The organism is Erwinia sp. QL-Z3 (assembly GCF_004551645.1).
GTDB classification, from domain to species: Bacteria; Pseudomonadota; Gammaproteobacteria; order Enterobacterales; family Enterobacteriaceae; genus Erwinia; species Erwinia billingiae.
In genome coordinates this window covers 428188-452991 of the sequence record NZ_CP037950.1, presented here as the reverse complement: position 1 = coordinate 452991, position 24804 = coordinate 428188, and the positions used below count along the sequence as shown (strand labels likewise).

Annotated in this window: 23 protein-coding genes; 17 read left to right on the top strand and 6 right to left on the bottom strand. The window is 56.8% G+C overall.

What is annotated here, in order from left to right; all coding sequences use genetic code 11:
- The first annotated feature begins 21 nt into the window (after nucleotides 1-21).
- The 7 genes from pepP (at nucleotide 22) to E2F51_RS02700 (ending at nucleotide 9487) form a co-directional block, all read left to right on the top strand.
- Entirely contained in the window at nucleotides 22-1335 is a 1314-nt protein-coding gene (gene pepP, locus E2F51_RS02730) for a Xaa-Pro aminopeptidase (protein WP_134822675.1), read from the top strand.
- Nucleotides 1335-2513, top strand: a complete 1179-nt coding sequence (gene ubiH, locus E2F51_RS02725; RefSeq protein WP_134822674.1) for a 2-octaprenyl-6-methoxyphenyl hydroxylase — start codon at nucleotides 1335-1337, stop codon at nucleotides 2511-2513. The genes pepP and ubiH overlap by 1 nt, the downstream gene beginning before the upstream one ends.
- A 13-nt stretch (nucleotides 2514-2526) precedes the next feature.
- On the top strand, nucleotides 2527-3729 hold the full coding sequence (gene ubiI, locus E2F51_RS02720; protein ID WP_105760116.1) for an FAD-dependent 2-octaprenylphenol hydroxylase: 1203 nt from the start codon (nucleotides 2527-2529) through the stop codon (nucleotides 3727-3729).
- Between the two features lie 492 nt (nucleotides 3730-4221).
- On the top strand, nucleotides 4222-5316 hold the full coding sequence (gene gcvT / locus E2F51_RS02715) for a glycine cleavage system aminomethyltransferase GcvT (protein ID WP_134822673.1): 1095 nt from the start codon (nucleotides 4222-4224) through the stop codon (nucleotides 5314-5316).
- Between the two features lie 29 nt (nucleotides 5317-5345).
- The gene (gene gcvH / locus E2F51_RS02710) at nucleotides 5346-5732 is read left to right on the top strand and encodes a glycine cleavage system protein GcvH (RefSeq protein WP_013203656.1); all 387 of its coding nucleotides are present in this window, start codon (nucleotides 5346-5348) and stop codon (nucleotides 5730-5732) included.
- A 71-nt stretch (nucleotides 5733-5803) separates the two neighbouring features.
- Nucleotides 5804-8677 carry an aminomethyl-transferring glycine dehydrogenase gene (gcvP, locus tag E2F51_RS02705; RefSeq protein ID WP_134822672.1) on the top strand — a complete coding sequence of 958 codons (2874 nt, stop codon included), beginning with the start codon at nucleotides 5804-5806 and terminating at the stop codon, nucleotides 8675-8677.
- Nucleotides 8678-8743: 66 nt separating this feature from the next.
- Entirely contained in the window at nucleotides 8744-9487 is a 744-nt protein-coding gene (locus tag E2F51_RS02700; RefSeq protein WP_013203654.1) for an SDR family oxidoreductase, read from the top strand.
- Between the two features lie 47 nt (nucleotides 9488-9534).
- On the opposite strand, the gene E2F51_RS02695 is transcribed toward E2F51_RS02700, so the two are convergent.
- The 4 genes from E2F51_RS02695 to E2F51_RS02680 form a co-directional block, all read right to left on the bottom strand.
- Entirely contained in the window at nucleotides 9535-10974 is a 1440-nt protein-coding gene (locus tag E2F51_RS02695; RefSeq protein ID WP_134822671.1) for a 6-phospho-beta-glucosidase, read from the bottom strand.
- Between the two features lie 56 nt (nucleotides 10975-11030).
- On the bottom strand, nucleotides 11031-12539 hold the full coding sequence (locus E2F51_RS02690; RefSeq protein WP_134822670.1) for a PTS transporter subunit EIIC: 1509 nt from the start codon (nucleotides 12537-12539) through the stop codon (nucleotides 11031-11033).
- Nucleotides 12540-12687: 148 nt separating this feature from the next.
- Nucleotides 12688-13416, bottom strand: a complete 729-nt coding sequence (locus E2F51_RS02685) for a MurR/RpiR family transcriptional regulator (protein ID WP_053143642.1) — start codon at nucleotides 13414-13416, stop codon at nucleotides 12688-12690.
- A complete protein-coding gene (locus tag E2F51_RS02680; RefSeq protein ID WP_013203650.1) occupies nucleotides 13416-14024 on the bottom strand; it encodes an HD family hydrolase in 609 nt (202 codons plus the stop codon). The genes E2F51_RS02685 and E2F51_RS02680 overlap by 1 nt, the downstream gene beginning before the upstream one ends.
- 261 nt (nucleotides 14025-14285) lie before the next feature.
- On the opposite strand from E2F51_RS02680, the gene E2F51_RS02675 reads away from it, so the two are divergent.
- The gene (locus E2F51_RS02675) at nucleotides 14286-14939 is read left to right on the top strand and encodes a hemolysin III family protein (protein ID WP_013203648.1); all 654 of its coding nucleotides are present in this window, start codon (nucleotides 14286-14288) and stop codon (nucleotides 14937-14939) included.
- Nucleotides 14940-14979: 40 nt separating this feature from the next.
- Here E2F51_RS02675 and ygfZ read toward each other — a convergent pair whose 3' ends face one another.
- Entirely contained in the window at nucleotides 14980-15963 is a 984-nt protein-coding gene (gene ygfZ, locus E2F51_RS02670; protein ID WP_134822669.1) for a tRNA-modifying protein YgfZ, read from the bottom strand.
- Between the two features lie 24 nt (nucleotides 15964-15987).
- Here ygfZ and E2F51_RS23775 point away from each other — a divergent pair, with 24 nt between their 5' ends.
- From E2F51_RS23775 to E2F51_RS02660, 3 genes are read left to right on the top strand one after another with little or no spacing between them, the layout of a single operon-like run.
- Nucleotides 15988-16161, top strand: a complete 174-nt coding sequence (locus E2F51_RS23775; RefSeq protein ID WP_157868033.1) for a hypothetical protein — start codon at nucleotides 15988-15990, stop codon at nucleotides 16159-16161.
- Nucleotides 16162-16180: 19 nt separating this feature from the next.
- Complete coding sequence (gene sdhE, locus E2F51_RS02665; protein ID WP_013203646.1) at nucleotides 16181-16447, top strand: FAD assembly factor SdhE; 267 nt, start codon at nucleotides 16181-16183, stop codon at nucleotides 16445-16447.
- Nucleotides 16428-16826 carry a protein YgfX gene (locus tag E2F51_RS02660; RefSeq protein ID WP_053143651.1) on the top strand — a complete coding sequence of 133 codons (399 nt, stop codon included), beginning with the start codon at nucleotides 16428-16430 and terminating at the stop codon, nucleotides 16824-16826. Before sdhE ends, E2F51_RS02660 begins: the two co-directional genes overlap by 20 nt.
- 89 nt (nucleotides 16827-16915) lie before the next feature.
- On the opposite strand, the gene fldB is transcribed toward E2F51_RS02660, so the two are convergent.
- Nucleotides 16916-17434 (bottom strand): flavodoxin FldB, encoded by a 519-nt coding sequence (gene fldB, locus E2F51_RS02655; RefSeq protein ID WP_053143653.1) that lies wholly within the window; start codon nucleotides 17432-17434, stop codon nucleotides 16916-16918.
- Nucleotides 17435-17532: 98 nt separating this feature from the next.
- Here fldB and xerD point away from each other — a divergent pair, with 98 nt between their 5' ends.
- The 6 genes from xerD to E2F51_RS02625 all read left to right on the top strand — a co-directional run bounded on the left by xerD (nucleotide 17533) and on the right by E2F51_RS02625 (nucleotide 24625).
- Nucleotides 17533-18426 carry a site-specific tyrosine recombinase XerD gene (gene xerD / locus E2F51_RS02650; protein WP_134822668.1) on the top strand — a complete coding sequence of 298 codons (894 nt, stop codon included), beginning with the start codon at nucleotides 17533-17535 and terminating at the stop codon, nucleotides 18424-18426.
- Nucleotides 18427-18477: 51 nt separating this feature from the next.
- On the top strand, nucleotides 18478-19182 hold the full coding sequence (dsbC, locus tag E2F51_RS02645) for a bifunctional protein-disulfide isomerase/oxidoreductase DsbC (RefSeq protein WP_053143720.1): 705 nt from the start codon (nucleotides 18478-18480) through the stop codon (nucleotides 19180-19182).
- A gap of 5 nt (nucleotides 19183-19187) precedes the next feature.
- Nucleotides 19188-20906: a single-stranded-DNA-specific exonuclease RecJ gene (recJ, locus tag E2F51_RS02640; protein ID WP_134822667.1), complete on the top strand. Its 1719-nt coding sequence runs from the start codon at nucleotides 19188-19190 to the stop codon at nucleotides 20904-20906.
- Nucleotides 20907-21035: 129 nt separating this feature from the next.
- A protein-coding gene (prfB, locus tag E2F51_RS02635; protein WP_105760302.1) for a peptide chain release factor 2 occupies nucleotides 21036-22134 on the top strand; the annotation gives its coding sequence in 2 pieces (ribosomal slippage) (nucleotides 21036-21110 and nucleotides 21112-22134; 1098 coding nt in all).
- Nucleotides 22135-22143: 9 nt separating this feature from the next.
- Complete coding sequence (gene lysS / locus E2F51_RS02630) at nucleotides 22144-23664, top strand: lysine--tRNA ligase (protein WP_105760107.1); 1521 nt, start codon at nucleotides 22144-22146, stop codon at nucleotides 23662-23664.
- Between the two features lie 109 nt (nucleotides 23665-23773).
- Nucleotides 23774-24625, top strand: coding sequence for a MurR/RpiR family transcriptional regulator (locus tag E2F51_RS02625; protein ID WP_013203638.1), 852 nt, complete (start codon nucleotides 23774-23776; stop codon nucleotides 24623-24625).
- Nucleotides 24626-24804 lie beyond the last annotated feature (179 nt).

The window sequence follows — 24804 nt, the reverse complement described above, 5'->3', positions numbered from 1 at the left end:
GCGCACACTCAGGAGAAGTTGATGACCCAGCAAGAATTTTTACGTCGACGCGCTGCATTGCTCAGCAAAATGGCGCCGGCCAGCGCCGCGGTGATTTTCGCTGCGCCGGAAGCCACGCGCAGCAACGACAGTGAATATCCTTATCGCCAGAACAGCGATTTCTGGTACTTCACCGGCTTTAACGAACCCGAAGCCGTGCTGGTGCTCATCAAAAGCGACGAGAGCCACAATCACAGCGTGCTGTTTAATCGCGTGCGTGACCTGACCGCAGAAATCTGGTTTGGCCGCCGTCTGGGCCAGGATGCCGCACCCGAGAAGCTCTCTGTCGATCGCGCGCTGCCTTACGACCATATCGGCGAGCAGTTGCCGCTGCTGCTGAACGGGCTGGACGTGGTGTATCACGCGCAGGGACTTTACCCTGAGGCCGATTCGCTGGTCTTCGCGGCGCTGGACAAACTGCGTCGCGGCTCGCGTCAGAACCTGACGGCGCCTGCTACCATCACCGACTGGCGTCCTGTCGTGCATGAAATGCGCCTGTTTAAATCTGCGGAAGAGCAGGCTGTATTGCGCGAAGCGGGCCGCATCAGCGCGCTGGCGCATACGCGCGCCATGCAGTCATGTCGCCCTGGCATGTATGAATACCAGCTTGAAGGTGAAAGCCACCACGAATTCAACCAGCATGGCGCACGCTTCCCGTCCTATAACACCATTGTTGGCGCCGGTGAAAACGGCTGCATCCTGCACTACACCGAAAATGAGTGCCAGATGCGCGATGGCGATCTGGTGCTGATCGATGCCGGGTGTGAACTGAAAGGCTATGCCGGCGATATCACGCGTACCTTCCCGGTCAACGGCAAGTTCACCGCACCTCAGCGCGCGATTTACGACATCGTGCTGGAATCATTAAACACCTCGCTGGAACTGTTCCGTCCCGGCACCAGCATCCGTGAAGTGAATGCGGTCGTGGTGCGCATCATGGTGACCGGGCTGGTGAAGCTGGGCGTGATGAAAGGCGATATCGATACGCTGATCGAAGAGCAGGCCCATCGCCAGTTCTTTATGCACGGACTGAGCCACTGGCTGGGGCTGGACGTGCATGACGTCGGCGTGTACGGCAACGATCGCGACCGCACGCTTGAGCCAGGCATGGTGATCACCATCGAGCCGGGTCTGTATATCGCGCCGGATGCAGATGTACCTGCCGAATATCGCGGCATCGGCATTCGCATCGAGGACGACATCATTATCACCGCTGAAGGTAACGAAAACCTGACGGCGACGGTGGTGAAAGAGGCGGACGAGATCGAAGCGTTGATGGCGGCAGCGAAAGCCTGATGAGCATCGTAATTGCAGGCGGAGGAATGGCGGGAGCCACGCTGGCGCTGGCCATTTCTCATCTGACGCAGGGACAGGTGCCGGTTACGCTGGTGGAAGCCACCGAACCCGCCAGCCGATCCCATCCTGGCTTTGATGGCCGGGCGATTGCGCTGGCGGCGGGAACCTGTCAGCAGCTGGCGGCCATTAATCTTTGGCCGTATTTGAAGGATTGCGCCACCGCCATCACCCATGTTCACGTCAGCGATCGCGGCCATGCCAGTTTTGTCTCGCTGGATGCTGCCGACCATGGCATTTCTGCGTTGGGTCAGGTGGTTGAGCTGCACGATATCGGCCAGCGGCTGTTTACGCTGCTGAAGAAGGCGCCCGGCGTGCACGTATGTTGCCCGGCAAAAGTTACCGGGCTGGTTCGCAATCAGCAAGACGTGCAGGTGACGCTCAGCAATGGCGAAAGCTTGCCGGCTCAGCTGCTGGTGGCGGCCGACGGTTCGCGCTCCTCGGTGGCGGCGTCCTGCGGCGTGCAGTGGCTGTCGCAGGATTATCAACAGGTGGCGGTGATCGCCAACGTGGCAACTCAACAACCCCATCTGGGCCGGGCTTATGAGCGCTTTACCGAGCATGGCCCGTTAGCGTTATTGCCGATGTCTGCGGGCAGAAGTTCGCTGGTGTGGTGCCATCCGCTGGACGATAAAGCCCGAATCGATGGCTGGAGCGATCGGCAGTTTATTCACCAGCTTCAGCAGGCGTTTGGCTGGCGCTTAGGCCGCATCACCCAGGTCGGGCAGCGCCACAGCTATCCGCTGCAGCTGCAGGCTGCCTCACAGCATGTTTCACACCGGCTGGCGCTGGTCGGCAATGCCGCGCAAACGCTGCATCCGATCGCCGGTCAGGGATTTAATTTAGGGCTGCGTGACGTAATGTCGCTTGCCGAAACGGTAGCGGCAAGCTGGCGCGCTGGCGAAGATGTGGGAAGTTATGCCACGCTGCAGCGCTATCAGCAGCGCCGACAGCCGGATGCCGCGGCCACCATCGGCATTACCGACACGCTGGTCAGGTTGTTTGCTAACCGCTATACACCGCTGGTGGCAGGAAGGAGTCTTGGCCTGATGGCGATGGACTCGCTGCCGCTGGTGCGTAACTTGCTCGCCGAGCGCACGTTAGGCTGGGTTGAGCGCTAAGGAGAAAGCAGTAATGCAAACCTATGATGTTATCGTCGCAGGCGGCGGTATGGTTGGACTGGCGGTCGCCTGTGGCCTGCAGGGCAGCGGGATGAAAATCGCGGTACTGGAGCGTGAACCTGCCGCAGAACCGTCTGTGGCTGAGCAGCCTGCGCTGCGGGTGTCCGCCATCAACGCCGCCAGCGAACGTCTGCTGCAGCATCTTGATGTCTGGACCTCGATTCTGGCGGCACGCGCCAGTGCCTATCACGGTATGGAAGTCTGGGACCGCGACAGCTTTGGTCACATCGCTTTTGACGATGGTCAGCAAGGGCTGGCGCACCTCGGCCACATTATCGAGAATCCGATTATTCATCAGGCGCTGTGGAAGAAAGCCAGCGAGCTGAGCGACATCACGCTGATTGCACCGGCAGAGCTCCAGCAGGTGGCCTTTGGCGACAACGAAGCCTTTGTCACCCTGAAAGATGGCAGCATGATGAGTGCCCGTCTGCTGGTGGCGGCCGATGGCGCCAACTCCTGGCTGCGCAACAAAGCGGATATTCCGCTGGCGTTCTGGGATTACGACCACCATGCGCTGGTGGCCAATATCCGCACCGGGCAGCCGCACGACGCGGTAGCCCGTCAGGTCTTCCACGGCGACGGCATTCTGGCGTTCCTGCCGCTGAGCGATCCGCATCTGTGCTCGATTGTCTGGTCGGTTTCGCCGCAGGAAGCGACACGTTTACAGTCGATGCCGGAAGATCTCTTCAATCAGCAGCTGTCGGTGGCCTTCGATCTGCGACTGGGGCTGTGTAAGGTGGAGAGTGAGCGTAAAAGCTTCCCGCTGATGGGGCGTTATGCCCGCAACTTTGCCGCGCACCGTCTGGCATTGGTCGGCGATGCCGCGCATACCATTCATCCGCTGGCAGGTCAGGGCGTTAACCTCGGTTTTATGGATGCCGCCGAACTGATTGGTGAAGTGAAGCGCCTGCACCAGCAGGGCAAAGATATCGGACAGCACCTGTATCTGCGTCGCTACGAGCGCAGCCGCAAGCACAGTGCGGCGATGATGCTGGCCGGAATGCAGGGCTTCCGTGAGCTGTTTAACGGCAATAACCCGGCGAAAAAGCTGCTGCGGGATATTGGCCTGAGCCTGGCCGATAATCTGCCTGGCGTGAAGCCACGTCTGCTGAAGCAGGCGATGGGGCTGAACGATCTTCCCGAGTGGTTGCGGTAACCTTGCGATGCCGTTCAGGGCGAAGTTCACCTTGCCCTGAACGTTTTCCCTCCTCTGCTTTTCCCCTGTTGCTGCTAATCTTTAAACCAACTTATTTGCCCACAAAAACGCTTTTTCAGGTGAGTGCAACGGCTGCCCCATTTTGGCCCATCGTTTGAAAAATTCTAATTTTACTGCCCACTTCGCATTACTTTTAATAATGGATAAATTGATAACCTGAAGTTATTTTTTATCTGTTTCGCCTGAAACCCTTACTTTTAAACTGACTTTTTGCCGGTTGATTGCCGTTTATGTGCGGTTTGCCGCGGAAATCTGGTGAAAAATGCTGGAAACTCTGTTGCCGTTCGGCCCTGCACTGAAAAGATTCACCCCCGTTTAACTTATGGTTAAAGGCTGCATTCGGTGGTAAGTTCAGAGCCAGGGTATCGTTTGCGTTCCGGTCGCCACAGGCTGTGACCAGGCGCATGACAACTTGTAAAGCACAGGAATGATATGACTCAGCAGACCCCCTTATTCGAACAGCATCAGGCTTGCGGTGCGCGCATGGTGGATTTCCATGGCTGGATGATGCCGCTGCATTATGGCTCCCAGATGGATGAGCACCACGCGGTCCGGACTGATGCCGGCATGTTTGACGTCTCCCACATGACCATTGTCGATCTCAAAGGTGCGCGCACCCGGGAATTCCTGCGCTATCTGCTTGCCAACGACGTTGCCAAACTCACGGTGCCGGGCAAAGCCCTTTATACCGGCATGCTTAACGCATCGGCTGGCGTAATTGACGATCTGATTGTTTACTTTATGACCGAGGACTTCTTCCGTCTGGTGGTTAACTCTGCCACCCGTGAGAAAGACCTGGCGTGGATTGGCGAGCACGCGACACCGTTCGGCGTTGAGCTGACGCTGCGTGACGACCTGTCGCTGATTGCCGTACAGGGTCCGCAGGCGCAGGAAAAGGCGCAGGCGCTGTTTGACGAAGCGCAGCGCCAGGCGGTGGCCGGCATGAAGCCGTTTTTTGGCGTGCAGGCCGGTGAGTTGTTTATCGCCACCACCGGTTACACCGGCGAAGCAGGCTACGAGATTGCGCTGCCCAATGAGCAGGCGGCGGATTTCTGGCAGAAGCTGCTGGCGGCAGGCGTGAAGCCTGCGGGCCTGGGCGCACGCGATACGCTGCGTCTGGAAGCCGGTATGAATCTGTATGGTCAGGAGATGGACGAGGGCGTCTCTCCGCTGGCCGCCAATATGGGTTGGACCGTGGCGTGGCTGCCTGAAGACCGCAATTTTATTGGCCGTGAAGCGCTGGAATCCCAGCGTGAAAAAGGCACCGAGCAGCTGGTCGGCCTGATCATGACTGAAAAAGGCGTGTTGCGTAATGAACTGCCGGTACGCTTTACCGACGGCGAAGGCAATCTGCGTGAAGGTGTGATCACCAGCGGATCTTTCTCCCCGACTTTAGGGTGCAGTATTGCCCTGGCACGCGTTCCTGCTGGCATTGGCGAGCAGGCTATCGTGCAGATCCGTAACCGGGAAATGCCGGTTAAGGTCACTAAACCGATTTTTGTACGCGCCGGTAAACCGGTCGTCTGATAACAATAACCTCTCAGGAGAGCCTGGCGATGAGCAATGTGCCAAATGAACTGAAATACCGTGACAGCCACGAATGGGTGCGCAAAGAAGCCGACGGAACTTACACCGTAGGCATCACCGAGCACGCGCAGGAGCTGCTGGGCGATATGGTGTTTGTTGACCTGCCGGATGTGGGTAACACCTACAGCCAGGGCGACGACTGCGCCGTGGCCGAGTCAGTGAAAGCAGCGTCGGATATTTACGCGCCCATCAGCGGCGAAATTATCGAGGTGAATAGCGCGCTGGACGGCGAACCGGAGCTGGTCAACAGCGCCCCGTACGCCGAAGGCTGGCTGTTCAAAATCAAAGCCAGCAATGAATCTGAACTGGATTCGCTGCTGGATGCCGATGCTTACAAAGGCAGCATCGACGAATAAATCATTGCCCTGCGGGACGAGCCCATTCGTCCCGCTTCTGCTTACCATGCCCGATTCAGGATTTACCGCTAATGACTCAGACTCTCAGCCAGCTTGAACACACCGGCGCGTTTATCGAGCGCCATATTGGTCCTTCGCAGGAGCAGCAAGCTGCGATGCTCAATGCCACCGGTGCCAGCTCACTCCATGACCTGATCGCGTCGATCGTGCCGGCAGATATTCAGCTGCCGAGCCCGCCCGCGGTGGGGGATGCCCTGACTGAACATCAGGCTCTTGCGGAGCTGAAGGCGATCGCCAGTCAGAATCTGCGTTACAAATCCTATATCGGCATGGGCTATACCCCGGTGCTGACGCCGCCGGTTATCCTGCGCAACATGCTGGAAAACCCAGGCTGGTACACCGCTTACACCCCTTATCAGCCGGAAGTGTCTCAGGGGCGTCTTGAAGCGCTGCTGAACTTCCAGCAGCTGACGCTGGACCTGACCGGTCTGGATATTGCTTCCGCCTCGTTGCTGGACGAAGCCACCGCCGCCGCTGAAGCGATGGCGATGGCCAAACGCGTCAGCAAGCTGAAAAATGCCAACCGCTTCTTTGTGGCTGACGATATTCACCCGCAAACCCTCGACGTGGTGCGCACCCGTGCGGCAACTTTCGGCTTTGAGGTACTGGTCGATAAAGCCGAAAAGGTGCTCGATCATCAGGACCTGTTCGGTGTGCTGTTGCAGCAGGTCGGCACCACCGGTGAAGCGCATGAGTACAGCGATCTGATTGCCGAGCTGAAAAACCGCAAGGTGATCGTCAGCGTCGCGGCGGACTTTATGACCCTGGTGCTTTTGCAGGCGCCGGGTAAAATCGGTGCGGATATCGTCTTTGGTTCCGCGCAACGCTTTGGCGTGCCAATGGGCTACGGCGGTCCACACGCGGCCTTCTTCGCCGCCCGTGATGAACACAAACGCTCCATGCCAGGCCGCATTATCGGCGTCTCGCGCGATGCCGCAGGCAATACCGCGCTTCGTATGGCGATGCAGACCCGCGAGCAGCATATCCGCCGCGAGAAGGCGAACTCCAACATCTGTACCTCGCAGGTCTTACTGGCCAACATCGCCAGCCTGTATGCGGTGTTCCACGGACCGGCAGGGCTGAAGCGCATTGCCTCCCGTATTCATCGTCTGACCGACATTCTTGCCGCCGGTTTGCAAAAAGGCGGCCTGACGCTGCGTCACCACAGCTGGTTCGATACGCTGACCGTGGAAGTCAGTGATAAAGCGGCCGTACTGGATCGTGCGTTAAGCTTCGGCGTGAATCTGCGTACCGATATTCTTAATGCCGTCGGCATTACGCTTGCTGAAAACACGCTGCGTGAAGATGTCGTCGCGCTGTTCTCGATTCTGCTGGGCGAAAATCACGGTCTGGATATTGATGCGCTGGACGCGTCGGTCGCGGAGGAAAGCACGTCGGTGCCTGCTGCGCTGCTGCGTAAGGATCCGATCCTGACCCATCCGGTGTTTAACCGTCATCACAGCGAGACTGAGATGATGCGTTATATGCACAGCCTGGAGCGTAAAGATCTGGCGTTGAACCAGGCGATGATCCCGCTGGGATCCTGCACCATGAAGTTGAACGCGGCGGCCGAGATGATCCCCATCACCTGGCCTGAGTTCTCTGAGCTGCACCCATTCTGTCCGGCCGACCAGGCGACGGGTTACCTGCAGATGATTGGTCAGCTTTCCCAGTGGCTGGTTCAGTTAACCGGTTACGACGCACTGTGCATGCAGCCAAACTCGGGTGCGCAGGGTGAATATGCCGGCCTACTGGCTATCCGTCACTACCATGAAAGCCGTAACGAAGGCGGGCGTAATATCTGCCTGATCCCAAGCTCAGCGCATGGAACGAACCCGGCCTCTGCGCAGATGGCGGGCATGTCGGTGGTGGTGGTCGCCTGTGATAAACAAGGCAACATCGATCTGCACGATCTGCGGGTTAAGGCCGAGCAGACCGGCGATGCGCTCTCCTGCATCATGGTCACCTACCCGTCGACGCACGGCGTTTACGAAGAAACCATCCGTGAAGTCTGTCAGATTGTGCACCAGTTCGGCGGCCAGGTTTATCTGGACGGCGCAAACATGAATGCCCAGGTGGGGATCACCACGCCAGGCTATATTGGCGCGGACGTTTCCCACCTTAACCTGCATAAAACCTTCTGTATCCCACACGGCGGTGGCGGTCCGGGTATGGGACCTATCGGCGTGAAAGCGCACCTGGCACCGTTTGTGCCGGGTCACAGCGTGGTGCAGATTGATGGCGTGTTAACCCAGAACGGCGCGGTCTCTGCGGCTCCGTTCGGTAGCGCATCGATTCTGCCCATCAGCTGGATGTATATCCGCATGATGGGCGCAGAAGGGCTGAAGCAGGCCAGTTCTGTGGCTATCCTCAATGCCAACTACATCGCCACGCGTCTGCAGTCGGCCTATCCCATCCTCTACACCGGACGTGATGGCCGCGTCGCGCACGAATGTATTCTGGATATCCGTCCGCTGAAAGAGCAGACCGGGATCAGCGAGCTGGATATCGCCAAACGCCTGATCGACTACGGTTTCCACGCGCCGACTATGTCCTTCCCGGTGGCGGGAACCCTGATGGTTGAACCGACCGAATCAGAAAGCAAAATTGAGCTCGACCGCTTTATTGATGCGATGCTGGCGATCCGCATGGAAATCGACCGTGTTGCGGCAGGTGAATGGCCTGCCGACAATAACCCGCTGGTCAACGCGCCGCACACGCAGATGGAAATCGTCGGTGACTGGGATCATCCGTATACCCGTGAGCTGGCGGTGTTCCCGGCAGGCAGCGACAACAAATACTGGCCGACCGTGAAGCGTCTTGATGACGTCTACGGCGACCGTAATCTGTTCTGTTCCTGCGTGCCGATGAGCGAATACGAGTAGTTATCCGGCAAATTGGCTACAGTAGAAAGGGCACATGAGGTGCCCTTTTTTTATGGGAGTGAAGTGATGAAAACGGCTTTAGTGACCGGCGGTGGACGCGGCATCGGCAGAGAAACGTCGCTGTTGCTGGCGCAGCGGGGATATCAGGTTGCGGTGAATTATCATCAGAACGCGGCGGCGGCAGAAGAGGTGGTGACGTTAATCACACGGCAGGGCGGACAGGCATTCAGCGTGCAGGCGGATATTGCGCAAGAGCAGCAGGTGGAAGCGATGTTTGCGCTGATCGACCGCCAACCGGGCACGCTGACCGCGCTGGTCAACAATGCCGGCATTCTCTTTCAGCAGACCACGCTGGAGCAGCTGACCGCAGAGCGCATCAACCGGGTGTTTGCCACCAACGTCACCGGCTGTTTTATCTGCTGTCGCGAAGCGGTAAAACGCATGGCGCTGAATCATGGCGGGCAGGGCGGTGCGATCGTCAACGTCTCGTCGGCAGCTTCCCGCTTGGGCGCGCCCGGCGAATACGTCGATTACGCGGCGTCGAAAGGGGCGATGGATACGCTGACTAAAGGTCTTTCGCTGGAAGTGGCGGCGCAAGGTATCCGGGTAAACTGCGTCCGGCCGGGCTTTATCTACACCGAGATGCATGCCGACGGCGGCGAGCCAGGCCGGGTTGATCGGGTGGCGTCGGCGATCCCGATGAAGCGTGGCGGTCATCCTGAGGAGATCGCCCAGGCCATTTGCTGGCTGCTAAGCGATGAGGCCTCCTATATCACCGGCACCTTTATTGATGCCGCCGGTGGGCGCTAACTGAAGGCCGGGGTGAACCGCTAACGATCCACCCCGGCGATTTACCGTCAGAGCTTTTCACCCTGGCTGGCAATCACCTGCTGATACCAGCCGAAGCTCTTCTTCTTCGAACGTTTCAGGGTGCCGCTGCCGTCATCGTTTTTATCAACATGGATAAAGCCGTAACGTTTGCTGTACTGGCCGGTAGTAAAGGACACGCAGTCAATGCAGCCCCACGGCGTGTAGCCCATCAGCTCGACGCCATCGTAGAACACCGCCAGCTTCATCTGTTCGATATGCGCTTTAAGATAGGCAATGCGATAGTCATCGTTGATCTGCCCATCGGCTTGCGGCTTATCGATGGCACCAAAGCCGTTTTCAACAATAAACAGCGGCTTCTGGTAACGCTCGTACAGCGCGGCCAGCGAGTAGCGTAGCCCCACCGGATCAATCTGCCAGCCCCAGTCAGACGCCTTCACATGCGGATTCGGCACGCTGCCCTCAAAGCCTGAAACCGCGCTGCCGGTGCCTTCGGCGTTGGCCTGCACCGCGTTGCTCATGTAATAGCTCAGGCCGATATAATCTGCACAGCCTTCGCGCAGCACCTGTTCATCTTCATTCTCCATCTCAATATGATATCCCTTGCGGGCCCACTCGTTGAGGATGTAGGACGGGTAATAGCCGCGCATATGCACATCGCCAAACAGATAGCGTTCGCGCATCGCTTCCTGCGCCAGCATCACGTCATCGGGATGGCAGGAGAAGGGATAGAGCGGCACCATGGCAATCATGCAGCCTATCTGCAGCTCGGGATTAATCTTGTGACCGAGGCTGACCACTTTGGCGCTGGCGACAAACTGGTGATGCAGCACCTGGTACATGGCCTGCTCAGGCTGGGGATGGTCGGTAAATACCACGCCTGAACAGCAGTAACCAAACAGCGGATACTTCCAGTTGCGCTGGTTATTGATCTCGTTAAAGGTCATCCAGTACTTCACTTTATTTTTGTAGCGATCCAGCACCACCTCACTGAAACGCACAAAAAAATCCACCACTTTGCGATTCAGCCAGCCGCCGTACTCTTTCACCAGGTGATAAGGCATTTCAAAGTGGGAAAGGGTGATCACCGGTTCGATATTGTGCTTCAGCAGTTCATCAAACAGGTCGTCATAAAATTGCAGACCGGCCTCATTGGGCTGCTGTTCGTCGCCGTTGGGGAAGATGCGCGTCCAGGCAATCGAGGTGCGGAAGCATTTGAACCCCATCTCGGCAAACAGGGCGATATCGTCTTTATAGTGCGAGTAAAACTCGACGGCCTGGTGATTCGGGTAGCTGTAGCCGTCCAGCACGCCGTCGGTCATCACCCGATCGACGCCATGCGCACCGCCGGAAAGTACATCCGCAATGCTGACGCCTTTGCCGCCCTGATCCCAACCGCCTTCAACCTGATGCGCGGCAACCGCGCCTCCCCACAGAAAATCTGCTGGTAACTGCTGATGTTTGCTCATCAATCCCGTCCTTTTGGTAAATGTATGCTGTCGGGCGGCGAGCGCCGCCCGTTGAATCAGGCTTTGGCTGGCTTGAGCGGCGCGGGGTCAACCACCACCGGCTGCTCCTTGAACCCGGCAAACCAGGTAAAGACCACGCCAAGCACAAAGGCGATGCTTATCGACATCAGGAAGCCAATAAACTGGGGCATATGGCCCTCTTTAAAGAACACCGGCAGCACGGCGATGCCCGGCAGGCAATAGCTCCACGACACGGCGTTAAAGAAGCCCGCCACCGAGCCGCCAATCGCGCCGGCCAGACAGCCGCAAATCATTGGACGTTTCAGCCTGAGCGCCACGCCATACAAGGCCGGTTCGGTAATGCCAAACAGCGCGGTCAGTCCGGCAGAAAGCGAAACGCGCTTCATCTCCATATCGCGGGTTTTCAGCCAGACGCCAAAGGTGGCGCCCGCCATGGCGAACACGGCTGAAGCCTGCAGGCCGGTGAAGGTGTCATAACCCAGCGTGGCATAGTTGCCGACCGTTACCGGGGTAATGCCCCAGTGCACGCCCAGCGTCACCAGCGGCATCCACACCGCGCCCACCACGAAGCCGGCAATCACCGGACTGAGGGAATACAGGGTGTTATAAACGCCACCAATGGCGCCGCCAATCGCATTGCCAATCGGGCCGAAGGCCAGCAGCGTCAACGGCACCATAATCGCGATGCAGAACATTGGCGTGAACAGGTTGCGGATCACCAGCGGCAGGATGCGTTCAAAGAAATGCTGGATATAGGACATGATCCACACCATCAGGATGATCGGGATCACCGAGGCGGTATAACTGAGGTACTTAACCGGGATGCCGAAGAAATCCAGCGGCGCGGCGTTAACCGGCACGCCCGCCACCTCCGCCAGGATCTTCACCATTTCCGGGTTACTGACAGCTTCTTTCATCAGCTGTTGCAGGGCCGGATCCGCCGAGTTAGCCAGCAGGATTTTATTGGCGGTCAGCATGTTCATATAGTCCGGGCTGACCAGCGCGCAGGCGGCAATCACCGCGGTGAAAGGATTGACGTTGAATTTCTTCGCGGCGGTAAAGGCCACCATCACCGGTAAAAAGGTGAAGCCCGTCCAGGAGACGAAGTTAAGAATGCGATAGGCGCCGCTGGCCTGATCCATCCAGCCAAGGGCGGTGACCAGCGATAAAATCCCCTGCAACACGCCGCAGGCGGCAAGCGGATAGAGGAAGGGCGCGAAGATGCTGGAGATGATATCCATCAGGCGGCTGACCAGCCCGACGTTGGGGGCAGAGACCGGCGCATTCTCATCAACGCTGACCAACTTCAACACTTCCTGATAGGCGTCGCCGACGTGATTGCCAATCACCACCTGAAGCTGACCGCTCGCTTCAATAACGGTAATGACCCCTTTAACCCGTTTTAATTGATCCTTATTAACCTTCGCGCCATCTTTTAATATAAAACGTAATCGGGTAGCGCAATGTGTGACATTGATCACATTGTCATTGCCGCCAATCAACGCGACAATTTCCACTGCAGACTGAGCATAATTCAACGCCATGTCTTACTCCTCGGTAGGGTACCTTTGCTCCTGACTGGAGTCACAGGTTTATTATTATTACCGCGAGTTTAACAAGGAACCGAATATTGTCACGATATAACAAATCACCGGCGATGTGATTTGTCACATGAAAAAAACAGGGCGTTTTTTATTTCAGTTTACTGGCCAGTCTGCGGCCAATAGTTTCCAGAATATAGATCACCGGCACCTGCGTGGTGACGTCATACTCGCCGGAGACCAGCAGCTGTGGCATATGATAGGAGAGGTTAAAGTCTGCCATCTTCGCCAGCGACGAATTGTCATTATTAGTGATCGAGATCACCTGACACTGATGCAAACTAAACTGGCTGGCAAGACGTAATATTTCCGGTGTTTCGCCAGATACCGATAATATAATGGCGACGGCATCCTTATACATGTCGCTATTAACCGGATAGTAAGGGTCATCGATATAATTACTGAACTTGCCGACGTTGGAAAAGAAGCGGGCGCCATATTTCCCCAGGGTTCCTGAGGTTCCTGCACCGACGAAAATGATCCTTTCCGCACGGACCAGATGTTTTACTGCCTGATCAATTAAGCTTTCGAACTCTTCATTGTTAATGCTTTTAAAAAAGCTGACGATTTCACTGACGCCGGAATAACCCGGTTGCTGCTGTTCCTGCTCAAGATAGAGCTTAAAACGGATGCGAAATTCGGAATAGCCATCGCAATTCATTTTGCGGCAAAAGCGCAGCACCGTGGTGGTGGACACCTGTGCGGCATCAGACAGCTCGCGAATGGTCATATACATGACCTTATCGCGATTCTTAATGGCGAAATTATACACCTGCAGTTCCAGGCTATTGAGGCTGGCCAGGTTATGGTGGGTAAACATTACAGCAGCCAGCCTTGTTGCTGCGCGCGATGCAGATGCTGCTTCAGGTGTCCCCACAGCGTCGGCCACTGTTGGGCAATCACCGCATTGCGGCTGACCACCTGTTCCAGGCGAATGCCGTTTTCCTTCCAGCTTTGGCCCTGATTGTGCAGGTTCTGGATAATCGGCAGCGCACGGTCAAGCATATTGGCGAAGCGTGCATCAGCCGTCTCGCCCGCTTCATACTCGTCCCACAGCGCGCGGAACCGATCGCGCTGCGCTGGCGGTAACAGGGCGAAGATGCGATCGGCGGCGGCCACTTCCTGTGCGTGTATGGCTTCGCGGGCGGCCAGGTCATACACCAGCACATCACCGGCATCAATCTCCACCACATCATGCAGCAGCGCCATCTGCACCACGCGCTGCACGTCGACCGGAAAACCGCAATACGGCGCAAGGCTCATCGCCGCCACCGCCAGATGCCAGCTGTGTTCAGCCGAGTTTTCATGACGATCCGTGCCAATCACTCGGGTGCGCCTTTCAACGCTTTTCAACTTATCCAGTTCCATTAAAAATTGAAAAACGTCTGTCATTTCACCGAAATCTACTGCGGATACGCTCTCTGACATGGCTGGCCTCTTCACTTCCCTGATAAAAAATTTGGCAACCAGTGTAAGACAAAGCGTGAGGGAGGTCTTTCCTAAAAATGGGCGTTACACCGCATCACCGTTTATTTTTAGGCTTACATGTGTACTCTGAAATTATTCTCAGTTACTCTGTTTCTGCTCATTTTTCGGGCGCACTGGCCGATAACCCGTTTAATGAATGACGGTTAGAGCCCCGTTAAGAAAGGATTTCAGGCCCGTTGCGGGCAGGGAGAAAACATATTTATGAGTAACAAGACTCTGATGGCTGAGGGTTATTCGCTGGCTGAAGAAGTGGCGAACAGCATCAGTCATGGCATTGGTTTAATCTTCGGGATTGTGGGCCTGGTGCTCCTGCTGGTTCAGGCCGTCGCCATGCAGGCTTCGCCTGTGGCGATTACCAGCTACAGCCTGTATGGCGGCAGCATGATCCTGCTGTTCCTCGCGTCCACGCTTTATCATGCCATCCCCAATCCGCGCGCCAAATTCTGGCTGAAACGGCTGGATCACTGCGCCATTTATATCCTGATTGCCGGCACCTATACGCCATTCCTGCTAGTCGGCCTGAATTCGCCGCTGGCGCACGGCATGTTAGTGGTGATCTGGAGCCTGGCCCTGATCGGCGTGCTGTTTAAGCTGGCGTTTGTTCACCGTTTTGAAGCGTTGTCAGTAATTACCTATCTGATGATGGGCTGGCTGTCGCTGGTGGTGGTTTATCAGCTGGCGATGAAGCTGTCGGCGGGCGGGATTTGGCTGCTGGCCATCGGCGGGATTATCTATTCGCTCGGGGTCATTTTCTTCGTCTCGAAGCGTATTCCTTACAACCACGCTATCTGGCACGGGTTTGTGCTGGGCGGCAGCGTCTGCCACTTCCTGGCAATTTATTTCTACGTGATGTGAAAAAGGGGCCGAATGGCCCCTTTTACTTAGCTCACAACCGCTATTCGGTCAGAGAATAGGGCAGCGGCTGGATCGCCAGCTTGCCGCCTTCATCACCCTGCACGCGCAGTTCGGTGTCAGGTTCCAGATCGTTATTCAATACCGCCTGTACCCAGACCTCGCCATTGTCTAACTGACAGGCAGTCAGAATAGTGCCGGTACGACGCCAGTTTTCACCCAGCTTCATTTCCAGCGCGTCGTTGGCAGCCGGAACACGTCCTGCCGCACCCGCCAGCCAGTAAAGCGCGCGCTTATTGGCACCGCGGAATTTAGCGCGAGCCACCATTTCCTGGCCGGTATAGCAGCCTTTCTTAAAGCTGATGGCGTCCAGTGCCTGCAGGTTAGTGGCCTGCGGAATAAACTGCGCGCTGGTTTCGGCATCAATCACCGGCAGACCGGCTTCAATATTCAACGCCAACCACTGCGTGCTGTCATTGAGCTGCGCTTCGCCTTCCAGTCCTTTCCGCACCGCGTCGGCTTTTTCACGGCTGGTCACCAGCAGGAAACGCTCCGCAGGCGCGGCAAACCACAGCAGCGTTTTGTCGTCCTGTTGGATCACCGGGTTTTCAGCGTCCGGCAGCGTGCTGAAGAAACCGCTCAGCGCCGAACGCGCCTGGAAACCGGCCACGCCAAGCAGCACCGCTTCGTCATCCGGCTGGATGGCCACTTTGGCGAACACCGCATACTTCTTCAGTTCGGTAATCTGGTTGTCACGCAGGCTGCGGCGCTCAAGATAGGCCAGACCTTCGCCGCGATGGAACAGGCGCAGGTTGCTCCACATTTTCCCTTTGGCATCGCAGTGGGCGGCAGGCAGATGGCCATTGCTGGCCAGCGCAGCAACATCCAGCGTCACCTGGCCTTGCAGATAGCTAACGCGATCGGCACCGGTCACCGTGACCAGCGCCCACTCTTCTAAAGAGATCAGCGTAAGCGGCAGGCGTGAAGAGGCCGTGGGATGACGGGGTGGGAAAGAGAGTGTCGGCATGATTCCATCCTGAATGTGGGAGCTATGCTGTTCATGTTAAAAGAGCCCACTGGCATTGCAACCAGTTTTCTGGAAACGAGGCACAAATCGCGTGATAACCCTGCAACAGATGCGACTGCTTTGCGCACCCGCCCGCATGCCGATCACGACGGCATCAACATCAGCGGAAAAAAGCGCTACACTAGCCGCCATGTTTGACTGACTGACGATGGATAAAATGGATATTAGTAACAGAGCACGGGTTCACTGGGCGTGCCGCCGTGGCATGCTTGAACTGGATATCGCCATCATGCCGTTCTTCAAGTTTGAGTACGATACGCTGGACGACAATGACAAACAGCAGTTCGTGCGTCTGCTCGAAAGCCCCGATCCTGACCTCTTTAACTGGCTGATGAATCACGGTGAGCCGGATGATGCTGAGCTGAAGCGGATAGTCAATTTGATACAACAGCGAAATCAGCAACGTGGCCCTGTGGCACTCTGATTTACGGATCTCATGGCGTGCTCAGTGGATTTCTCTGTTGCTGCACGGCGTGGTGATCCTTGCGCTGTTGCTCGCGCCCTGGCCTGCCAGTTTCACCCTGGTGTGGATGCTGCTGCTGACGCTGGTGGTGTTTGAATGCGTGCGCAGCCAGCGGCGGATCCGCAGTCGTGAAGGCGTGATTTCGCTGCTTGAGCATCAGCAAATGCAGTGGCGGCAGAAGCGCTGGCAGATTTGTGGCCGCCCGTGGATGACCCGACAGGCGATTTTCCTGAAATTAAGCTCAGCGAAAGGCGAGAAGGAAAAACTGTGGTTGTGCCGCGACAGCATGGATGAAGACGACTGGCGGGCATTGCGTCAGCAGTTGCTGACGCCGGGCTAACCGACTATAGCTGTTCGACCATTACGGCGATTCGACCTTTGTAGCTATTCGGCCATTACAGCGATCCGGCCTTTACAGCGATTCGACCATTACAGCGATTCGGCCATTTCGGTCAGGATCTGCTCGCACCACTGGGCAATGCGTTCATCGGTGGCATCAAACTGATTGATGTCATCGAGCGCCAGCCCGACAAAGTGGCTGCCGTCTGAGGTCAGCGGTTTTTTGCTGGTGAACTCATAGCCTTCATTCGGCCAGTACCCAACAAACTTCACGCCTGACGGCATCAGCACGTCATGCAGCATGCCCAGCGCATCAAGGAACCACTCGCTGTATTCGCCCTGATCGCCCATTCCATAAAGCGCCACGACTTTGCCCTGCAGATTCAGCGCAGGCAGCTCGGTCCAGATTGCCTCCCAGTCTTCCTGCAACTCGCCGAAATCCCATGTTGGGATGCCGAGGATCAGCATATCGTACTGCTCCATCAGCTGCGGAGCGTCATCCTTCAGATTGTGCAGGGTAACAAGGTCTTCGCCAATAAAATCGCGGATCTTCTCAGCTGCCATTTCGGTGTAACAGGTGCTGGAACCATAAAAAAGCCCGATATTCATATCTGATAACTCAATTTACTTGGTGCAATGGCGCAGATTATATCAGAATTGAGCCTCTGCGGCGCAGTCAGCGACCGCAGTCAGCAAAAGGGGAAGAGGTGCAGGACAGCGATCTGATTGAGCAATTTCTCGATGCCTTGTGGATAGAGCGCAATCTGGCTGAGAATACCGTGGCGTCTTACCGGCTGGATTTACTGTCTCTGGCGGGTTGGCTACAGCACAATGAATCAAATTTGCTGCGGGTCGATGCCGTCGATTTGCAGGGCTTCCTCGCGGAAAGAGTGGAGGGCGGTTATAAAGCCACCACTTCGGCACGCCTGCTGAGCGCCATGCGACGGCTGTTTCAGTATCTCTATCGTGAGAAACTGCGCGAAGACGATCCCAGCGCGCTGCTGGCTTCCCCAAAACTCCCTCAGCGTTTGCCGAAAGACCTGAGCGAAGCACAAATCGACCGGCTGTTGCAGGCGCCAAGCGTTGAACAGCCGATTGAGCTGCGCGATAAAGCCATGCTGGAACTGCTGTATGCCACCGGCTTGCGCGTCACCGAACTGGTGAGCCTGACGCTTAACAACGTCAGCCTGCGGCAGGGCGTGGTGCGGGTGATTGGCAAGGGTGACAAAGAGCGGCTGGTGCCGCTGGGCGAAGAAGCGGTGCACTGGATTGAGCAATATCTGGAGTACGGCAGGCCCTGGCTACTGAACGGCCAGACGCTGGATGTGCTGTTCCCCAGCAGCCGCGCGCAGCAGATGACGCGGCAAACTTTCTGGCATCGCATTAAACATTACGCCACACTGGCAGGGATCGACAGCGCGAAGCTTTCGCCTCACGTATTGCGCCATGCTTTTGCCACGCATCTGCTGAATCACGGGGCGGATCTGCGCGTCGTGCAGATGCTTTTGGGGCACAGCGATCTCTCCACTACCCAAATTTATACGCATGTTGCCACCGAGCGGCTGCGTCAGTTACATCAACAGCATCATCCGCGGGCCTGACCTGGCGGAGTGAATAAACGGCCCGCGAATGAGGCCCTTAAAGGACAAACGATGAAAAAGCCTTACCTGGTACTTTCTCTGCTGATCGCCGCTATTAGCGGTGTGGCACACGCAGACGATGCCGCCATTCAGCAATCGCTGAAGAAATTGGGTCTGCAGCAGACTGAAATCCAGCCTTCCCCTTTGCCAGGCATGAAAACCGTGCTGACCGAGAGCGGCGTGCTCTACGTGACCGAAGACGGCAAGCAGTTTATTCAGGGGCCGCTGTATGATGTCAGCGGTGGCCAGCCGGTCAACGTCACCAATAAGCTGCTGGAGAAGAAAGTCGAGGCGCTGAGCGATCAGATGATCGTTTACAAAGCGCCAAAAGAGCAGCATGTGATTACGGTGTTCACCGATATCACCTGTGGCTACTGCCGCAAGCTGCACTCACAGATGGCTGACTATAACGCGCTGGGGATCACCGTTCGTTACCTCGCCTTCCCACGTGAAGGGATGAATGGCCAGGTGGCGAAAAACATGGAATCCGTCTGGTGTGCTGCCGATCGTAAAAAGGCCTTCACCACCGCGATGAACGGCGGCGAAGTGTCACCGATTGATTGCAAAATCGACCTGTCTCAGCACTACAAGCTGGGGATCCTGTACGGCATCCAGGGCACGCCAGCCATTCTGTTGCAGAACGGCATGATGATCCCTGGTTATCAGGGGCCGCAGGAAATGAAACAGCTGCTTGATAGCCAGAAAGCGGGTGGCTAATCGTTTTGACTAGCCCAACCGAACTCCGCCGCCGCCAGGCGGTGGAAGGAGCCGAGCTCCCTGACGAACTCCATCCTCTGCTTCGCCGTCTGTATCTGCACCGGGGTGTTCTGCAAGCGGCTGAACTGGAGCGCGGGGCAAAAAATCTGCACCCGTTCCATTCCCTGTCCGGCATTGAGCGCGCTGCTGAAATCCTGCAAAAAGCCCTCGCCGATAACCTGTGCATAATGATTGTCGGAGATTTTGATGCCGATGGCGCCACCAGCACCGCGTTGACGGTGCTGGCGCTGCGCAGCATGGGCGGCCACAACATCAAATACCTGGTGCCTAACCGTTTTGACGATGGTTACGGCCTGAGTCCGGAAGTGGTTGAGCAAGCGGCAGCGCGGGGCGCACAGTTAATCGTCACCGTGGATAACGGCATCTCTTCCCATGCTGGCGTGGATCTGGCGCATGAGAAGGGGATTTCGGTGGTAATCACCGATCACCACCTGCCTGGCGAAACGCTGCCGGCGGCGGAAGCGATCGTTAACCCGAATCTGGAAGACTGCGCGTTTCCGTCCCGCTCGCTGGCGGGCGTGGGCGTGGCCTTTTACCTGATGCTGGCGTTGCGCGCGCGTTTGCGCGACAGCGGCGTTGAAGTGCTGCCGAACCTGGCCGAGCTGCTGGATTTGGTCGCGCTGGGCACGGTTGCCGACGTGGTGCCGCTGGATGCCAACAACCGCATTCTGGTCTGGCAGGGCTTAAGTCGTATCCGCGCCGGCAAATGCCGTGCCGGCATTAAGGCGCTGCTGGAGATTGCTAACCGCGATCCCCGCCAGCTCGCCGCCAGTGATTTAGGTTTTGCGCTGGGGCCACGGCTGAATGCGGCGGGCAGGCTGGACGATATGTCGGTCGGCGTGGCGCTGCTGCTGAGTGAAGACATTGCGCAGGCGCGCATGCTGGCCAGCGAGCTGGATGCGTTAAACCAAACGCGCAAAGAGATTGAGCAGGGAATGCAGACCGAAGCGCTGGCCCTGTGCGATGCGCTGGAAAGCAAAGACGAAGCGCTGCCACTGGGCATCGCCATGTATCACCCGGAATGGCATCAGGGCGTGGTCGGCATTCTGGCCTCGCGGCTGAAAGAGCGTTTCCACCGTCCGGTGATTGCCTTTGCTCCTTCCGGCGACGGCACGCTAAAAGGCTCCGGTCGTTCCATCGCCGGGCTGCATATGCGCGATGCGCTGGAGCGGCTGGATACGCTGCACCCTGGATTGATCATTAAGTTTGGTGGCCATGCAATGGCGGCCGGACTGTCGCTGGAAGAGGCGAATTTTGATCGGTTCCGTCAGCACTTTGGCGATCTGGTGGGTGAATGGCTGGATGCGGAAGCGCTGCAGGGCGTGGTCTGGTCCGATGGCGAACTGATGGCGCAGGAGCTGACGCTTACCACCGCAGAACTGCTGCGTGAAGCGGGTCCGTGGGGACAGGCGTTCCCGGAACCGCAGTTCGACGGTAAATTTAAGCTGATCCAGCAGCGTCTGGTTGGCGAGCGTCACCTTAAGGTGATGATTGAACCGCTGGGCGGCGGCCCGTTGCTGGATGGTATCGCCTTTAACATCGACACCACCCAGTGGCCGGACCCGAGCGTCAGGCAGGTTGAGCTGGCTTACAAACTGGACATCAACGAGTTTCGCGGCAACCGCAGCGTGCAGCTGATCATCGATCATCTCTGGCCGCTGTAAACACCGACACCGGCCAGCGGCAAATTTCCTCCCGCTGGCCGAAATTGCCGCCTCTTCAGCGCTACAATCCGCAGGCAAATTCGGTTAAACTGCTTAGTTACATTCATGTCCTTAAAAGATTCTAAAATCATGTTTGAAATTAATCCGGTAAAGAACCGAATTCAGGATCTCTCTGAGCGCAGTGGCGTTCTCAGGGGGTATCTTTGACTACGATGCCAAGAAAGAACGTTTAGAAGAAGTTAACGCCGAGCTGGAACAGCCCGACGTCTGGAACGAACCCGATCGCGCCCAGGCGCTGGGTAAAGAGCGTTCCTCGCTCGAAGCCATCGTCGACACGCTGGATCAGATGGAGCAGGGACTCGAAGATGTCAGGGGCCTGCTGGAACTGGCGGTCGAAGCCGACGATGAAGAAACCTTCAACGAAACCATTGCTGAACTCGACGTGCTTGAGAAAAAGCTCGGCGAGTTAGAATTCCGCCGCATGTTCTCCGGCGAGTACGACAGTGCGGACTGCTACATTGATATTCAGGCAGGTTCTGGCGGCACCGAAGCCCAGGACTGGGCCGGCATGCTGGTCCGTATGTACCTGCGCTGGGCAGAAGCCAAAGGCTTCAAGACCGAAATCATTGAAGAGTCCGAAGGCGAGGTTGCCGGAACCAAATCCGCGACGCTGCGGATTATCGGCGATTATGCTTTCGGCTGGCTGCGTACCGAAACCGGCGTTCACCGCCTGGTGCGTAAGAGTCCATTTGACTCCGGCGGCCGCCGTCACACCTCTTTCAGCTCGGCTTTCGTTTATCCGGAAGTGGATGACGATATCGATATCGAAATCAATCCGGCCGACCTGCGTATTGACGTCTACCGTGCCTCAGGCGCGGGTGGTCAGCACGTTAACCGGACCGAGTCGGCGGTACGTATTACTCACCTGCCGACCAACACCGTAACCCAGTGTCAGAATGACCGTTCTCAGCACAAGAACAAAGACCAGGCGATGAAGCAGATGAAGGCGAAGCTGTACGAGCTGGAAATGCAGAAGAAAAATGCTGAGAAACAGTCGCTAGAAGACAACAAGTCTGACATCGGCTGGGGAAGCCAGATCCGTTCATACGTGCTCGATGATTCACGTATCAAGGATCTGCGCACCGGCGTAGAGACCCGTAATACTCAGGCGGTGCTGGATGGCGATCTGGACCGTTTTATTGAAGCAAGCTTGAAAGCAGGGCTATAAGGAACTGACATGTCTGAACAACAACCGCAGGGCGCTGACGTCGCACTTGAGCTGAATAACGAACTGAAAGCACGTCGCGAAAAACTCAGCGCGCTGCGTGAAAACGGCGTGGCATTCCCGAACGATTTCCGCCGTGACCACATCTCCGAACAGCTGCATGCTGAGTACGACGGACGCGAGAACGAAGAGCTGGAAGCACTGGGCGTCGAAGTGAGCGTGGCCGGTCGTATGATGACCCGTCGCATCATGGGTAAAGCCTCTTTCGTCACCTTGCAGGACGTCGGCGGCCGCATCCAGCTGTACGTTTCCCGTGACGATCTGGCGGAAGGCATCTACAACGAGCAGTTTAAGAAGTGGGACCTTGGCGACATCGTCGGCGCGCGCGGTAAGCTGTTCAAAACCAAAACCGGCGAGCTGTCGATCCACTGTAGCGAACTGCGTCTGCTGACCAAAGCTCTGCGCCCGCTGCCGGACAAGTTCCACGGCCTGGCCGATCAGGAAACCCGCTACCGTCAGCGTTATCTTGATCTGATCGCCAACGAAGAGTCGCGCAAGACCTTCAAAATTCGTTCGCAAATCATGGCGGGTATCCGCAGCTTTATGGTTGGCCGCGAGTTTATGGAAGTGGAAACCCCCATGATGCAGGTGATCCCTGGCGGGGCGTCTGCCCGTCCGTTTACCACCCATCATAATGCGCTGGATATTGATATGTACCTGCGTATTGCGCCGGAACTGTATCTGAAGCGTCTGGTGGTTGGCGGTTTCGATCGCGTGTTTGAGATCAACCGTAACTTCCGTAACGAAGGTATTTCGCCACGTCATAACCCAGAGTTCACCATGATGGAACTCTATATGGCGTATGCGGATTACAAAGATCTGATCGAACTGACCGAAAGCCTGTTCCGTACCCTGGCTCAGGACATTCTCGGCAACACCGTGGTGCCTTACGGCGAGCAGGAATTCGACTTCGGTAAGCCGTTCGACAAGCTGACGATGAAAGAAGCGATCCTGAAATACCGTCCGGAAACCAACCTCGCCGATCTGGATGATTTTGATAAAGCGGCCGCCATCGCGCAGTCACTGGGCATCAAAATCGAGAAGAGCTGGGGCCTGGGCCGTCTGGTCACTGAGATCTTCGAAGAGACCGCAGAAAGCCATCTGATCCAGCCAACCTTCATTACCGAATACCCGGCTGAAGTGTCCCCGCTGGCGCGTCGTAACGACGAGAACCCGGAAATCACCGACCGCTTCGAGTTCTTTATCGGCGGGCGTGAAATCGGTAACGGCTTCTCCGAGCTGAACGATGCTCAGGATCAGGCCGAGCGTTTCCTGCAGCAGGTGAATGCCAAGGATGCGGGCGATGACGAAGCCATGTTCTATGACGAAGACTACGTGACCGCACTGGAGCACGGCCTGCCACCCACGGCCGGTCTGGGCATCGGGATCGACCGTATGGTGATGCTGTTTACCAACAGCCACACCATCCGTGACGTGATCCTGTTCCCGGCAATGCGTCCATCGGGCAAGTAATGTCGTCGTAAAAAACAGCAAAAGGGGCGAAGCAATTCGCCCCTTTTTTAGATCCCTGCGAAAAGCGGGCACGCGCTTTGCAGGATGGTTTTTTTCATCAGGAAGACAGATGAGCGCGAAACAGGCCTCGCTTGAGAGCCGCATCAGACAGTGCTGGGATCAACTCTCAGCCCATGAGCAGCGTTTAGCGGATGTGATCCTTGCGGCACCCGGTCAGCTGGCCATGAACACGGCAACGGAACTGGCGCAAAGCGCTGGCGTCTCTAAAGCCACCACCACCCGTTTTTTCCGACATCTGGGCTACGAAAGCTTTGACGCCGCCCGTCGTCAGGTGCGCGAGCTGCAAAGCGGCGGATCGCCCCTTTATCTGCAACAGTTTCAGGCAACCTCGGGCCTGGATTCGCTGATCCAGAGCCATCTGGAGCGCGAAATTGCCAACCTGGTTAATACCTACCGTTCGCTGGATGCCCAACAGCTGGCCGATGTGGTCAGCGCGATTGCTCAAGCGCGCCGCGTAGTGGTGCTTGGCTGGCGGCACAGCCAGACCATCGCCTCGCTGATCTACCGCGATCTGGTTCATGTTCATCGCGACGTACAGCTGCTGCCAAAAGCAGGGGATTCACTGGCGGAATCTCTGGCCGCATTAGGCCCGGAAGATGTGGCGATTTGCGTCGGACTGCGGCGTCGTATGCCGGCTCTGAATAGCGCGATGAACGCCTTAAATGAGCTGAAGGTGCCGATGCTTTATCTGTCGGATGTGCTCTCCGGTAAACCGGCGAAGCAGGCCAGCTGGATCATCCGTTGCCACACGGAAGGCAGCCTGATCTTTGACAGCACCGCCTCTCTGTCAGGCATTTGCAATCTTCTCTGCTCGCTGGTGGCCCGTGAGAAAGGCAAAGCCAGTAGCGATCGGCTGGCGTTGATCGAAAACATCCACCAGTGGCTCGACGAACTGGAATAGCTGCACGCTTTTAGTGCAATCGCCGCGCGTTATTGCACCGTCAACGTTCACCTCAATCACCGTCAAAAATGGCGAAAACAGGGCCAAAGAAACCCGAGAAAAAATATTACCCACTAAAGAAACAATTGTTTCTCAGTGATTTTAAAGGAAAAAGGAATTTCCTCCTCTCCCGTGAAAAC

Bases quoted from the DNA above. Each gene is read 5' to 3' on its own strand.
- E2F51_RS02695 (WP_134822671.1), bottom strand. From the start codon at position 10,974: ATGAGCAAACATCAGCAGTTACCAGCAGATTTTCTGTGGGGAGGCGCG.
- pepP (WP_134822675.1), top strand. From the start codon at position 22: ATGACCCAGCAAGAATTTTTACGTCGACGCGCTGCATTGCTCAGCAAA.
- E2F51_RS02690 (WP_134822670.1), bottom strand. From the start codon at position 12,539: ATGGCGTTGAATTATGCTCAGTCTGCAGTGGAAATTGTCGCGTTGATT.
- ygfZ (WP_134822669.1), bottom strand. From the start codon at position 15,963: ATGCCGACACTCTCTTTCCCACCCCGTCATCCCACGGCCTCTTCACGC.
- gcvP (WP_134822672.1), top strand. From the start codon at position 5,804: ATGACTCAGACTCTCAGCCAGCTTGAACACACCGGCGCGTTTATCGAG.
- gcvT (WP_134822673.1), top strand. From the start codon at position 4,222: ATGACTCAGCAGACCCCCTTATTCGAACAGCATCAGGCTTGCGGTGCG.
- E2F51_RS23775 (WP_157868033.1), top strand. From the start codon at position 15,988: ATGCTGTTCATGTTAAAAGAGCCCACTGGCATTGCAACCAGTTTTCTG.
- E2F51_RS02625 (WP_013203638.1), top strand. From the start codon at position 23,774: ATGAGCGCGAAACAGGCCTCGCTTGAGAGCCGCATCAGACAGTGCTGG.
- ubiI (WP_105760116.1), top strand. From the start codon at position 2,527: ATGCAAACCTATGATGTTATCGTCGCAGGCGGCGGTATGGTTGGACTG.
- dsbC (WP_053143720.1), top strand. From the start codon at position 18,478: ATGAAAAAGCCTTACCTGGTACTTTCTCTGCTGATCGCCGCTATTAGC.
- E2F51_RS02685 (WP_053143642.1), bottom strand. From the start codon at position 13,416: ATGTTTACCCACCATAACCTGGCCAGCCTCAATAGCCTGGAACTGCAG.
- E2F51_RS02680 (WP_013203650.1), bottom strand. From the start codon at position 14,024: ATGTCAGAGAGCGTATCCGCAGTAGATTTCGGTGAAATGACAGACGTT.
- gcvH (WP_013203656.1), top strand. From the start codon at position 5,346: ATGAGCAATGTGCCAAATGAACTGAAATACCGTGACAGCCACGAATGG.
- lysS (WP_105760107.1), top strand. From the start codon at position 22,144: ATGTCTGAACAACAACCGCAGGGCGCTGACGTCGCACTTGAGCTGAAT.
- E2F51_RS02675 (WP_013203648.1), top strand. From the start codon at position 14,286: ATGAGTAACAAGACTCTGATGGCTGAGGGTTATTCGCTGGCTGAAGAA.
- E2F51_RS02700 (WP_013203654.1), top strand. From the start codon at position 8,744: ATGAAAACGGCTTTAGTGACCGGCGGTGGACGCGGCATCGGCAGAGAA.
- fldB (WP_053143653.1), bottom strand. From the start codon at position 17,434: ATGAATATCGGGCTTTTTTATGGTTCCAGCACCTGTTACACCGAAATG.
- ubiH (WP_134822674.1), top strand. From the start codon at position 1,335: ATGAGCATCGTAATTGCAGGCGGAGGAATGGCGGGAGCCACGCTGGCG.
- sdhE (WP_013203646.1), top strand. From the start codon at position 16,181: ATGGATATTAGTAACAGAGCACGGGTTCACTGGGCGTGCCGCCGTGGC.